General features: G+C 70.4%; 11 protein-coding genes. 7 read left to right on the top strand and 4 right to left on the bottom strand.

Features of this window, described 5'->3' with window-relative positions; genetic code table 11:
* Positions 1 to 263: 263 nt before the first annotated feature.
* On the top strand, positions 264 to 479 hold the full coding sequence (locus tag ACWFR4_RS11760; protein WP_266565969.1) for an I78 family peptidase inhibitor: 216 nt from the start codon (positions 264 to 266) through the stop codon (positions 477 to 479).
* A gap of 111 nt (positions 480 to 590) precedes the next feature.
* Here ACWFR4_RS11760 and ACWFR4_RS11755 read toward each other — a convergent pair whose 3' ends face one another.
* Entirely contained in the window at positions 591 to 1,616 is a 1,026-nt protein-coding gene (locus ACWFR4_RS11755; protein WP_453466296.1) for a phosphatase PAP2 family protein, read from the bottom strand.
* A 260-nt stretch (positions 1,617 to 1,876) separates the two neighbouring features.
* Positions 1,877 to 3,034, bottom strand: a complete 1,158-nt coding sequence (locus ACWFR4_RS11750) for a hypothetical protein (RefSeq protein ID WP_453652123.1) — start codon at positions 3,032 to 3,034, stop codon at positions 1,877 to 1,879.
* A 259-nt stretch (positions 3,035 to 3,293) separates the two neighbouring features.
* Here ACWFR4_RS11750 and ACWFR4_RS11745 point away from each other — a divergent pair, with 259 nt between their 5' ends.
* Entirely contained in the window at positions 3,294 to 4,925 is a 1,632-nt protein-coding gene (locus ACWFR4_RS11745; RefSeq protein WP_453466294.1) for an MFS transporter, read from the top strand.
* A gap of 56 nt (positions 4,926 to 4,981) precedes the next feature.
* On the opposite strand, the gene ACWFR4_RS11740 is transcribed toward ACWFR4_RS11745, so the two are convergent.
* Positions 4,982 to 5,425, bottom strand: coding sequence for a cell division protein SepF (locus tag ACWFR4_RS11740; protein ID WP_116502912.1), 444 nt, complete (start codon positions 5,423 to 5,425; stop codon positions 4,982 to 4,984).
* Positions 5,426 to 5,715: 290 nt separating this feature from the next.
* Between ACWFR4_RS11740 and ACWFR4_RS11735 the strand changes: the two genes are divergently transcribed.
* Positions 5,716 to 7,035, top strand: a complete 1,320-nt coding sequence (locus ACWFR4_RS11735; protein ID WP_453652121.1) for a DUF5685 family protein — start codon at positions 5,716 to 5,718, stop codon at positions 7,033 to 7,035.
* Between the two features lie 43 nt (positions 7,036 to 7,078).
* On the opposite strand, the gene ACWFR4_RS11730 is transcribed toward ACWFR4_RS11735, so the two are convergent.
* Positions 7,079 to 8,041, bottom strand: coding sequence for an ABC transporter substrate-binding protein (locus ACWFR4_RS11730; protein ID WP_453652119.1), 963 nt, complete (start codon positions 8,039 to 8,041; stop codon positions 7,079 to 7,081).
* Positions 8,042 to 8,545: 504 nt separating this feature from the next.
* Between ACWFR4_RS11730 and ACWFR4_RS11725 the strand changes: the two genes are divergently transcribed.
* The 4 genes from ACWFR4_RS11725 to ACWFR4_RS11710 are packed head-to-tail and all read left to right on the top strand — an operon-like array spanning position 8,546 to position 12,877.
* Entirely contained in the window at positions 8,546 to 9,412 is an 867-nt protein-coding gene (locus ACWFR4_RS11725; protein ID WP_453652117.1) for an amino acid ABC transporter permease, read from the top strand.
* Positions 9,409 to 11,166 (top strand): FAD/NAD(P)-binding protein, encoded by a 1,758-nt coding sequence (locus ACWFR4_RS11720; RefSeq protein WP_453652115.1) that lies wholly within the window; start codon positions 9,409 to 9,411, stop codon positions 11,164 to 11,166. The genes ACWFR4_RS11725 and ACWFR4_RS11720 overlap by 4 nt, the downstream gene beginning before the upstream one ends.
* 41 nt (positions 11,167 to 11,207) lie before the next feature.
* Positions 11,208 to 12,101: an amino acid ABC transporter permease gene (locus ACWFR4_RS11715; protein WP_453466285.1), complete on the top strand. Its 894-nt coding sequence runs from the start codon at positions 11,208 to 11,210 to the stop codon at positions 12,099 to 12,101.
* Positions 12,098 to 12,877: an amino acid ABC transporter ATP-binding protein gene (locus ACWFR4_RS11710; protein ID WP_453466283.1), complete on the top strand. Its 780-nt coding sequence runs from the start codon at positions 12,098 to 12,100 to the stop codon at positions 12,875 to 12,877. The genes ACWFR4_RS11715 and ACWFR4_RS11710 overlap by 4 nt, the downstream gene beginning before the upstream one ends.
* Positions 12,878 to 12,911 lie beyond the last annotated feature (34 nt).

The following is a 12,911-nucleotide window of genomic DNA, read 5'->3' as shown; positions in this document are numbered from 1 at the left end:
GGAATCCGAATTGGGCGGGTCCCGGGCGCGGTCGTGACGCTATTTCCGGGCACGTTATCCGGATGCTTTCGGAGAAGTCGCGGAATTATGTCGTGGCGCGCGCAGAACATGCGCAGAAGGAGCATTAAATCGCTCGTACGTGTGACGGAGTTCGGGTGAAACGCGTGTCGTGGACCTGTGACAGAAGCGTGACCGGAGGGGGACCGGTGACGGGGGGTGGTCCGCCCTGGTGCCAGGCAGTCCGGCCGCCTAACGTGGCGGTCATGGCACCCATTCCGACCCCTCCCGCAGAACCCCAGGACACCCTCGACACGTACGTCGGCCTCGATGCGCCGGGCGCCGAGCGGCGGGCCCGTGAGCGCGGCTGGTCCACGGTCAGGTCGCTGCCCCCGGGCGCGATCATCACCATGGAGTACCGCGTGGGACGCCTGAACTTCGAGGTGTCCGACGGCACCGTGACCCGCTGCTGGAAGGGCTGACGGGACAACGCGAAGGCCCCCGGTTCCGTGACGGAACCGGGGGCCTTCGGCGTGCGGGGGCAGGCGGTGCGTACCGGCCCCGCGGCCTTCGACGCTTTCGCGCTGGGGCGGTCAGCCGCCGGCGACCGGGCGGGCGGACGTGGTGCCGCGCGGCACCCGGTCCGCGTGCGGCGGCCTGCGGCTGCCGGCCGGGGTGACCGGGGTGCGCTCGGAGCGTGCGGTGTGCGGACCCGGGGCGAGCATCCCGGGAGGCCGCACGGCCCGCGCGGCGCCGACCGGTTCGCGTACCGGCGGCTCCTCCGAGGCGGGCGGGGAGACGCGCTGCGAAACCATGGCGGGCGTGGCGGCGGCCGGGGCGGGCGCCGGGAGCGCACCGGAACGACGATTGCGCCACAGCTCGCGCAGCGAGAAGATCCAGGCCTCGACCTGCGTGATCAGCGGTTCGACCCAGGGCAGCGCGAGCAGGATGAGCAGTCCGGCGGCCCAGCCGAGGAAGACATCGCTGAGCCAGTGCGTACCGAGGTAGACGGTGGTCAGGCCGACGCTCAGCGAGATCACGGCGGAGGCGGCCGACAGCCAGCGCCTGGCGCGCGGCGTCGAGGCCAGATAGGCGAGGATTCCCCAGGTCACCACGGCGTTGGCGGTGTGGCCGGAAGGAAATATATCGCCGCCCTGCCACATCTCGTTCGAGCCGATGGTGGTCGCGTAGTGCGGGCCGAGGCGGCCCATGCCGAGCTTGGCGGCGCCCACGGTGATGTTCAGGAGCAGCAGCGCGGCCCCGAACGTGAGCAGCGGACGCAGCGTGTGCTGGCGCCAGGAGCGCCAGCCGAGCCAGGCCATGACCATGACCGCGGTCGGACCGCGCTGGCCGAGCACCACCCAGTAGTCCAGGAACGCGTGGATCTCGGGCCACTGCTGGTACGGCCGGAAGAACATGACCTGCCAGTCGAACGTGACCAGCCAGGACGTGATCAGCACGGACACCACGATGGCGAGGTAGAAGGACAGGGTGGCCCCGAAGAGCACGACCCTGTGCCGGCTCATCCTGGGCACATCCAGGTTGACCGGTCGTTCCGGCTCACGGTCGAGGCGGGCGAAGAGCCGCTCCAGACGGGTGAGGTTTCGTTCGGTACGCACCCAATCGACGCTACAGCGAGTGAGTGCCGTTCCCGGCCGAATCACTCGGTTTGTGATGACGATGTGATGTGGGATTGCTCTCAGCGGGGCGTTTATTCCTGCGGATATCACTATCCGACCGGGGTGCCGCCTTCAATTTCATTGATCATTTCGCGCATTCGTTTTTCGCCGCGCCCGAATTCGTTCACCGACGGCTTCCTCGGAATTTCCCGTCCGATCACCCGGGGCGATCGGACGGCCTCCCGGGCCCGCCGAGTCGATCAAGGAGGACCCGACCCGTTCAGCCAGAAGGCCCCGTACACCGCCGACGCCACGGCCACGCCGCCGAGCACCGCCGCCGATCTGCTCGTACGCAGCCGGGCGAGCGCCACCGCGACCGGCAGCAGGAGCGGGAAGGCGGGCAGGAGCAGTCGCGGCTTCGAGCCGAAGTACCCCGACGCGCACAGGGCGAGCGCGACGACGATCCCGCAGTAGACGAGCAGCGCGAGCGGCTGACCTCGCCGTACACACAGCACGTAGAGCCAGATCACGAGCGCGACCCCGACGATCAGGCCGAGCCCCGCGAGCGCCGAGGGGAATGACGTGAACTTGTCGCCGACGAAGCGCGCGAAGGCGAGACCGCCGTCGAAGCCGTTGCCCCACTGGCCCTGCACATCGAGATATCCGAAGAGGCCGCCCCCCGTGCGGTGCCCCACCCACAGGACGTACGCGGCGGCGCCCAGCGGGGCGAGCAGCACGCCGACGGCCATGCGCCAGGAGACCTTCCTGTCGCGCACGACGTGGACCGCGGCCGTCGCCCAGAGCGCGGCGACCACCGCCGCCCCCACCGGCCGGGTCAGCCCCGCGAGCGAGGCGAGCAGCCCCGCACTCACCCACCGTCCGGTCAGGACCGCGTACAGCGACCAGGCCGCGAGCGCCGTGAACAGTGACTCGCTGTACGCCATCGACTGCACGATCCCGACCGGGAGCACCGCCCACAGCACGACCGCGCAGACCCCGGCCCGCCGCCCGTACAGCAGCTCGGCCACCAGGAAGATCCCCCAGGCCGCGCAGAGCGACGCGAGCCAGCTCACCAGCAGGCCCGCGTCCGCGTACGACAGTGGGCTCACCGCCGAAACCAGCCGCTCCAGCCACGGCAGCAGCGGGAAGAACGCGAGGTTCGAGTGCACGGTGCCGTCCGGCAGCCGCACCTCCCAGCCGTAGCCGAAATCCGCGACGCGGGTGTACCAGAGCGAGTCCCAGCGGGCGGTCAGCAGCGTGTGCGGGCTCTTCCCCTTCGCCGCGCTCCACGCGGCGAGCATGAGCAGGCCCAGGGCGCGCACCCCGGCATAGGCAAGGAGCGCGGGCGCCGCGCGGCGCAGCGCACCGGCCGCCCGGGCCGGCGCGCGGCGCAGTTCTTGCGGGTCGACTTCGGTCACGGCGTCGATTATCGGCGCCGGGCGCAACCGGACCGCACGCGCGGTGCGTGGTCGGAGGGTGGAGCGTGGCGTACACCACACTCCACGGTCAGGCACATGAGAGGTCCGCCACGTGTCACCGCAAGGGACTCGCGTACTCTGGCGGCTCACTCGCCAATCGTTGCGTGGGCACGGGAGTCCGCTCCTTCCGGCCGCAACCGCGGGGAAGTCCCCACCCCGCGGATCCGCCGAGCGCGAGGGACCACTGGGAGGTACGCATATGTCCGGGACGACCACGGCCGCCGTTCCCTCTCGCCTGCGGACCGCCGGGCCAGGCGCCAATCGCTGGGTCGTCCTCGTCGTCCTGTGCACCAGCCTGCTGCTCGTCGCCCTCGACGCGACCGTGCTGCACGTCGCAGTCCCCGCCGTCACCCAGGACCTGCGCCCTTCGGCGGTCCAGCTGCTGTGGATCGTCGACGCCTATCCGCTGATCTGCGCGGCGCTCCTGATCCTCTTCGGCACACTCGGCGACCGCGTCGGACGCAGACGCGTCCTGCTCCTCGGATACGGCCTCTTCGGCGTGGCCTCCGCACTCGCCGTGTTCGCCTCGACACCGCACGTCCTGATCCTGGCCCGCGCGCTGCTCGGCGTCGGCGGCGCGATGATCATGCCCGCGACCCTGTCGATCCTGCGGGCGGTCTTCCCCGACCGGCGCGAGCGGGCCGTGGCCATCGGCGTCTGGTCCGCGGTCGCCGCGATAGGCGCCGCCACCGGACCGGTACTCGGCGGCTTCATGGTGGAGCACTTCTGGTGGGGCTCGGTCTTCCTGATCAACATCCCGCTGATGGCCGTCATGCTGCCGCTGGGCCGTTTCATACTTCCCGAGTCCAGGGGCCGTTCCGGCGGGCCCTGGGACGTGGTCGGCGCACTCATGGCGGCCGTCGGAATGCTCGGTGTCGTCTACGGCGTGAAGCGGCTCGGCGTCGACCGTGACCTGCTCGACCCGTCCGCCGTCGGCCCCCTCCTCGTCGGCGCGGCCGTGCTGATCGTGTTCGTGCGGCGGCAGAAGCGCCGCGAGCATCCGCTCATCGACATGAAGATGTTCGCCAGGCCCGCCTTCTCCACCGCGGTCGGCTGCATCGTCCTCGCCATGCTCGCCCTGGTCGGCCTGGAGCTGATCGCCGTCCAGTACCTCCAGCTGGTACTCGGCCTGAGCCCTCTGGAGACGGGGGTGCGGCTGCTGCCCCTCACCTTCGCGGCGATGGCCGCGGGTGTCCTCGGCTCGTCGCAGCTGCGCCGCTTCGGACCGCGCCGCATGGTCTCGGCCGGCTTCGTCCTCACCGCGGCCGCGGTACTCATGCTCACGCTGATGGGACAGCACGACCGGCCGTCGCTGCTCACCTTCGCCTTCGTTCTTCTCGGCTTCGGCCTGCAGACCACCCTCTTCGGGGCGTACGAGTCGATGCTCAGCGAGGCCTCGGCGCAGGACGCGGGCGGCGCCGCGGCGATAGGGGAGACCTCCTACCAGCTGGGCGCGGGCATGGGCATCGCCCTGCTCGGCTCGGTGATGAATGCCGCGTACGCACCTGGGATCGCCCGGGTCACCGGGGTGCCCGGATCCGCGAGTGCCCACGCGGGGAACTCGCTCGGCGAGGCCTACCAGGTCGCGACGCGGCTCGGCGGCACCGCCGGTGCGGCGCTGCGCAGCGCCGCCCGGGTCGCCTTCGTCCACGGGCTGCACGTGACGCTGTTCGTCAGCGCCGGGCTCCTGCTGCTCGGCGCGCTGGCCGCGCTGCGGCTGCCCCGGCGGATGGAGTGCGAAGCCGCTGCCCCGCAGGACGCGGAGGGCACGGCGAAGATCGGGCCCCAGCGCGGTCCCGAGCGGGTCGGCGTGGAGTCCACCGTCGCGTGACGGCTGCCGCGGGCGGTGACCCGGCCGAGGGGCCGGGCCCTACCCACCCGTGACGCTCAGCTCTGGTTGAAGAAACCGTCCGTCGGACGGCTCTCCGCCTCACCGTTGACCACCTGCGTGTCGGCAGGGCTCAGCAGGAACACCCGGTTCGCCACCCGCTCGATGGAACCCCGCAGCCCGAACGTGAGCCCGGCCGCGAAGTCGACGACGCGCTTGGCGTCCCCGGGCTCCATGGCCGTGAGGTTGATGATGACCGGGACACCTTCCCGGAACATCTCGCCGATGCCACGGGCGTCCCGGAATCCGTCCGGGGTGACCGTGCCGATCCGGCGGCCCTGCTCCTCGGCGGCGTCGGCCGCCACCTTCACGCGCGGGTCCGTGACCCAGGCGGCGCCGGTGTGGGGCTCGGACCCCTCGGCGTAGTCGTCGTCGTAGTAACGCTCGTCATCGTTGTCGTCGACGAGGCCAAGCCAGGCACTCGCCTTGCGCACCGATCCCATGGACGCCTCCTCTCACAGCGGTTCCTCTGCGTTCCGCATCCCTATGGTCGTCCATGATGCGGATGGTGCGCCAAGTGGATAGTCGCCGCGCGGGGTTTTCGTGACGCTACTGGTGCAGAGTCAACACGGCGCTGTCCCGTGAATCCCAAGGGTCGTACCCCGTACGGCTGCTGACAGTGAGTGAAATATGATTCTTCGCGGCGTATGGGTGACGGCCGGGGTGTATGGGTGAACGGCACCCTCGATACGATGCCGCAGCTTACGTCTTCGAGACCCTCGGGGGAGTCGTCTTGTTCGGAATAGTCCGGCCTTGCAGTCATCGTCTCGGCGAGGGGCTCAAGGCGCAATGGATGGCTCATCTGTGCGGACTCTGCCTGGCACTTCGCGGTGACCACGGGCAGTTCGCCCGGGTTGTCACGAACTACGACGGTTTGCTGATCTCGGTTCTGACGGAGGCTCAGACCGAACACGCCGCCGGGGGACGGCGCACGGCGGGGCCCTGTCCACTGCGCGGGATGCGTACCGCGTCCGTCGCGCAGGGCGAGGGCGCCCGGCTCGCCGCGGCCGTCTCACTGGTCCTCGCCTCGGCGAAGGTCCGCGACCACGTCGCCGACGGCGACGGCCTTCTGGCCCGCCGGCCGGTGGCCGCGGCGGCCCGCCGGGTCGCCACCAAGTGGGGAAAGGCCGGTTCCCGTACGGGTTCCGACGTGGGGTTCGATACGGCGGTCCTGGTCGACGCCGTGGAGCGCCAGATCGGGATCGAGGCGCTCGCCGGCCTCGGCACCCCGGTACTCACGGTCACCGAACCGACCGAGACGGCGACCGCCGCCGCCTTCGCGCACACCGCGGTCCTCGCCGGACGCCCCGGAAACGCGGTGCCGCTCGCCGAGGCCGGCCGGCTCTTCGGGCGGCTCGCGCACCTCCTGGATGCCGTGGAGGACAAGGAAGCTGACGCCGCGTCGGGTGCCTGGAACCCGCTCACGGCGACCGGCACGGACCTCGCCGAGGCGCGCCGCCTCGCCGACGACGCGCTGCGCGGCATCCGCCTCGCCCTGCGCGAGGCCGAATTTGTCGACGGCACGCTCGCGCACCTGCTGCTCGTCCACGAACTGCGCCGCTCGGTCGACCGCGCCTTCGGTACGTCGGGCTGCGCGCACGGCACCGACGCGTCCCACGGCGTCGGCCCCGCGCACGGCGCGCACGCACCGGCCGCGTCCACGCCGCAACAGGGCCCCGGCACGCCCGGCCCCTGGGTGTCCACCGGATCGGGCCCGTATGTGCCGCCCGGGTCCTCGGGCCCGTACGGCTCGCAGAATCCGTACGGTGGCGGGCAGGGCGGTCCCGGTGGTCCGGGCGGGCCCGGTGGCTACGGCGGCGGGCCGTCCTTTCAGCCGCCGAAGCCCGGCAAGCGCGGGTTCTTCGCCGGGTGCGCCGCGGCCATCGGGCTCTGCTGCACCTGCAAGGTGTGCTGTGCCGACGAGTTCGAGGGGCCCTGGTCCCGGAAGAAGCGCGACGGCTGGTGCGGCGAATGCTGCTCCACCGACTGCAGCTGCTGCGAGGCGTGCTCCATCTGCGAATGCTGTGAGTGCTGCTCCTGCTGCGACTGTTGAGCCCCCGGGGCGCGGGGCGCGGGTCGCGGGTCCGGGGTCGGGGTCAGTCCTTGATCTCGGGTGGTGAGATCTGCGACTTCTCGATCGCGGACTCGCTCGTGCCCCACTTCTTCAGGATCTTGTCGTACGTCCCGTCGGCTATCAGCTTGTTCACCGCCGCCCGGAACGCCGGCGCCAGCTTCGTGCCCTTCTTGAAGGCGAAGCCGACGTCGAGGCGGTGGTACTCGTTGAGGAACTTCAGCCCCTCCTGGTGGGCGACGGCGTAGCGCAGCCCGTTGATGGTGCTCATCACGACGTCGGACCTGCCCTGCTGGAGGGACGACCAGATCGCGCTCTGGTCGGCGTACGTCTTCACGCTGTACGCCTTCTTCCCGGCGTCCGTGCAGAGGTGCTTGTTCTCCTCCAGGGTCGCCTCGAAGGTGGTGCCCGCGCCGGTCGCCACGTTCAGGCCGCACAGCTGCCTGAGGTCGGTGACCTTCTTCAGGTCGCTGTCCTTGCGCACGGCGAAGCCCTGGCCGTCATTGATGTACGTGACGAAGTCGATCGTCTTGCGCCGCTCGTCCGTGACGCCGAAGTTCCCTGTGCCCAGGTCGTACTTGCCGCTGCCGAGCGCGGGCAGGATCGCCTCGAAACCGGCCGCCTCCCGCTTCAGCTTCAGCCCGAGGACCTTGGCGACGGCGTCGGCGAAGTCGATGTCCTGGCCGGCGGCGGTCCTGCCGTCCTCCAGGTAGAAGGCGCCGGGCGGGGTGCCGCCGATGGAGGCGCCGACGGTCAGCCTGCCGTTCGACCGGACGTCGGCGGGCAGCAGCTTCGCTGCCGCCTCGTCCTTCCTGACGGCCTTCACCACGTCGGTCGTAGGGATCTTGTCGCTCTTGCCCGCGGGGGCGGCGCCGCCGGCTGAGGCTCCGGGGTCGCCGGAGCCGCAGCCGGTCAGTGCCAGGGTGGTCGCGGTGATCAGCGCGAACGCGGCGGCAAATCGCTGATGGGTCGTCAAGGTCGTACGCATGGCGTGGAGTTCTGCCCTTCGAAGACAACAGGCACGCAGGGATGAGGAGACAGCCGAGGGGAGGGGTACGCGAGGACGCGTGGGTGTGTGAAGGCGCGGACGAGTGCGCGCACTTGGGCGCACCGGGAAACGCGGAAGACGCAGATGACGCAGAAACACTCAGAACGCAGCAAGCGTCAGAAAGCGTCAGAAAGCGTCGAGAGGAGAGAGAAGCAGACGCGCAGCGGGCGTCAGAAGGGCATCAACAGGACGCCGACCACACTCGACCGAAGTCGATGTGGGAGCGCGTGACCAGCCACTGCTGCGGATGCATGGGGCAAGTGGAACAGGCATCCGTTTCCGCGTCAACTCACATGAGACGTACGGCTCACACTGTGGACAGCCTTGACAGCGAGCGCAGCGAGCCCCGTACTCTCGGTGAGGGACCGCTGCTGAGGGGCTCGGCCCGCAAGTTCCGTGTGAAGGCAAGACCGTGCTGGATTCCAGTGCCCACGGAGCCTTCGCATGTCCTCGAACACACTCGCAAAGACCGCGCCTGCCGCGGCCGGACCGCCCGCCGAGACCGGTGAGGCACAGCCTCGCATCGTCCGCCGGCCCCGCACCGGCCAGTGGCTCGCCGCCGTCGTCGTCCTCGTACTCCTCGCGCTCGCCGCCAACTCGGTGATCCGCAACGACGCCTTCCAATGGGACGTCGTCGCCGACTACTTCACTTCGGCGTCCGTCCTGCGCGGACTCGGTCTCACCCTCTGGCTGACCGCCCTCGTCATGGCGCTCGGCTTCGCCCTCGGCACCCTGCTGGCCGTCATGCGTCTGTCCGCCAACCCCGTGCTGCGCACGGTGAGTTGGGGCTACGTCTGGCTGTTCAGGTCGATGCCCATCCTCGTGCAGCTGCTGTTCTGGTTCAACATCGGGGCGTTGTACCCGCACATCCTCGGCATCAGGACCGTCGACCTGTTCGGGCCGATCACCGTCGCCATCATCGGCCTCACCCTGCACGAGGCCGCGTACGCCGCCGAGGTGGTGCGCGGCGGCATCCTCTCCGTCGACCGCGGGCAGATCGAGGCCGCGCAGTCGCTCGGGCTGAGCCGGCTGCGGCGCTGGCGGCGGATCATCCTGCCGCAGGCCATGCGCTCGATCGTGCCGCCGGCCGGGAACATGCTGATCGGCACCCTCAAGGGCACCTCCATCGTCAGCGTCATCGCCGTCCAGGACCTGCTCTACTCGGTGCAGCTCGTCTACCACCGCACCTACCAGGTCATCCCGATGCTCCTGGTCGCCACCATCTGGTACGTCGTGGTCACCTCGCTCCTGAGCGCCGGCCAGTTCTACGTCGAGCGGCACTACGCGCGCGGTTCGGAGCGCACCCGATGAGGCCCTCACTGGTGATCGTGGGAGCCGGTCCGCGGGGGACCGGCATCCTGGAGCGCATCGCCGCCAACGCACCCGAGTACGCCGGGCTCGAACTCGACATCCATCTCGTCGACCCCTTCCCGCCGGGCGGCGGACGGGTCTGGCGGCAGGCGCAGTCCCCGCTGCTCTGGATGAACTCGCAGTCCCAGGACGTCACGATGTTCACCGACGACACGGTCGAACTCGACGGTCCGGTACTCCCCGGGCCCGCCCTGCACGAGTGGGCGGACCTCGACGGCCGCGCGTTCGCCGACCGGCAGCTCCAGGGCGCCTATCTGCGCTGGGTGTACGAGCGGTCCGTGGCCGCGCTCACGCCGGGCGTCACCGTCCGCCACCACCCGCGCCGCGCCCTGCGCGTCAGCGGCCCCCGCGAGGGCCGCCAGCAGGTGTGGCTCGACGGGCGCGCCCGCCCCCTCCTCGCCGACACCGTCATCCTCGCCCAGGGCCACTTGGACGCCGAACTAGACGAAGAGCAGCTGGAGTTGAGCGCGTACGCACGCGAGCATGGACTCGTCCACCTGCCGCCCGACTTCACCGCGGACAGCGACCTGTCCGCGCTCGCGCCCGGCGACGACGTCCTCGTCCGCGGCTTCGGCCTGGCCTTCGTCGACCTGATGGTGCTCCTGACGGAGGGCCGCGGCGGACGGTACGAGGGAGACACGTACCTCCCCTCGGGGCGCGAGCCGGTCCTGCACGTCGGTTCGCGGCGCGGCATCCCCTACCACTCCAAGATCGGCTACGACTGGACCGGCGAGCGCCCGCCGCTGCCCCGCTTCCTCGGCCCCGCCGAGATCGACGAACTCCTCGCCCGCCCCGACGGCTACGACTTCCGCCGCGACGTATGGCCCCTCATCGACAAGGAACTCGGCTTCGCCCACTATCACCGCCTGTTCACCGTCCACCCCGAGCGCACCACAGTCGCCTGGGCCGACTTCGAGGAGAAGTACGCCGCCGCCGAACCGCTGAGCGCCGAACTCCAGGCCCTCGTGGCCTCCGCCGTGCCCGACCTGGCGGACCGCCTCGACCTCACGGCCCTCGACCACCCGCTGGACGGCGTACGCCACAGCTCGTACGAGGAACTCCAGGACGGGCTGCGCGGCTACATCGCCGCGGACCTCGAACGCCGCCACGACCCCGCGCACAGCCCCGACCTCGCCGTGTTCCTCGGTCTGCTCTCCGTGTACGGGCAGGTCGTGCGGCTCGGCGACATCGGGTCCTGGTGGCACGGCTTCTTCAGCTACCTCGCCTCCGGGCCGCCCGGACCGCGCCTGCGGCAACTGCTCGCGCTCTCCCGGGCCGGCGTCGTGAAGTTCGCCGGCGCGGACCTGCGGGTCACCGCCGAGGACGGCGTCTTCCGCGCCACGAGCGCCACCGTGCCCGGCTCCGTCATCGAGGCTCGCGCCCTCATCGAGGCCCGCCTGCCGCACCCCACGCTCGCCCGCACCCGCGACCAGCTCCTGCGCGAGCTGTACGAGGACGGGGCACGGGCGACCCCGGCCGGGCTCCTGGCGGTCGACCCCGAGGACGGGCGCGTCCTGCACCGCGACGGCACGGCACACCCGCGCCGCTTCGCGCTCGGCCCGCACACGAACGCGCGCGGCGCCGGGGCGTTCACGCGGCCGCGCACGAACAGCCCCTCGTTCCGGCAGAACGACGCCACCGCCCGCGCGGTCCTGGCGTTCCTGCGTGACCTCTCCTGTCGCGCCGCAGCCTGAGCCTGCTCGCCCTCTTCTCTCCCCTGCCCAGAGGAACCGCTATGTCCCTGACCAGTGATCCACCCATCGACAGAACGACATCGGCCACGACCGCCGGCGACGCCGACTACGCCGCACTGAAAGTGGTGCCCGTCCGCCACCCCTGGCGCTGGGTCGCCATCGTCGCGACCGCCGTGGTGCTCGCCCAGTTCACGCACGGATTCATCACCAACACCGGCTGGGAATGGGGGGTGTTCGCCGACTACTTCACCGCCGATGTGATCCTCAAGGCGGTGTGGGTCACCCTTCAGCTGACGTTCTACGGAACGGCGCTCGGGTTCGCGCTCGGCATCGTCCTGGCCTTCATGCGCCTGTCGGCCAGCCGGTTCCTCCAGGTCGTCGCCTTCGGCTACATCTGGGCGTTCCGCTCGATCCCGCTGATCGTGCAGCTGCTCTTCTGGTTCAACCTGGCTTATCTGTACAAGGAGTTGCAGTTCGGCATCCCCTTCGGGCCCGGCTTCTTCTCCTTCGACACGATGGGCCTGGTCGGCGCGATGAGCGCGGCCGTCCTCGGGCTCGCGCTGCACCAGGCCGCCTACGCCGCCGAGATCGTGCGCGGCGGCGTACTGGCCGTCGACAGCGGCCAGTTGGAGGCCGCGGCCGCGCTCGGCATCCCCCGGCTGCGGCAGATCCGCCGCATCGTCCTGCCGCAGGCCATGCGCTCGATCCTGCCCAACGCGGCCAACGAGGTGATCTCCCTCTTCAAGGGCACCTCGATCGTCTCCGTCATGGCGATCGGCGAGCTCTTCTACCAGGTCCAGGTCGTCTACGGCCGCAACGGGCGCGTGGTCCCGCTCCTGATGGTCGCCACCGTCTGGTACGTGCTCCTGACCAGCGCGCTCTCCGTCCTCCAGCACTACGTAGAACGACACTTCTCGAAGGGAACCACGCGATGAGCGACGCGGGCGCCGACCGGACCATGGTCGACATCAAGGCCGTCCACAAGAGCTTCGGCACGCTGGAAGTGCTGCGCGGCATCGATCTGGAGGTGCGCACCGGCGAGGTCACCGTCGTCCTGGGCCCGTCGGGCTCCGGCAAGTCCACGCTCCTGCGCACCATCAACCACCTGGAGAAGGTCGACAGCGGCTGGATCAGCGTCGACGGCTCCCTCGTCGGCTACCGGCGATCCGGCAACAAGCTGTACGAGCTGCGCGAGCGCGAGGTGCTCAAGCAGCGCACCCAGATCGGCTTCGTCTTCCAGAACTTCAATCTGTTCCCGCACCTCACCGTCCTGGAGAACATCGCCGAGGCCCCGGTCTCCGCCCTCAAGCGCCCGCGTAAGGACGCCCTCGACAGCGCACGCAGGCTGCTCGACCGCGTCGGGCTCGCCGACAAGGCGGACGCCTACCCGAAGCAGCTCTCCGGCGGGCAGCAGCAGCGCGTCGCCATCGCCCGCGCGCTGGCCCTCGAACCGAAGCTGCTGCTCTTCGACGAGCCGACGTCGGCGCTCGACCCCGAGCTCGTCGGCGAGGTCCTCGACGTCATCAAGGACCTGGCGCTCCAGGGCACCACGATGATCGTCGTCACCCACGAGATCGGCTTCGCCCGCGAGGTCGCCGACACCGTCGTCTTCATGGACGACGGCCGCATCGTCGAACAGGGCGCCCCCGGCGACGTACTGGACGCGCCGCGCCACGACCGCACGAAGGCGTTCCTCTCCAAGGTCCTCTGACCCTCGCGCCCCTTTTGATCCTCTCTTTCAACTC

It is taken from the genome of Streptomyces sp. NPDC055140 (assembly GCF_053607285.1).
The sequence above is the reverse complement of the archived record's forward strand: the minus strand, read 5'-3'. Positions and strand labels throughout refer to the sequence as shown.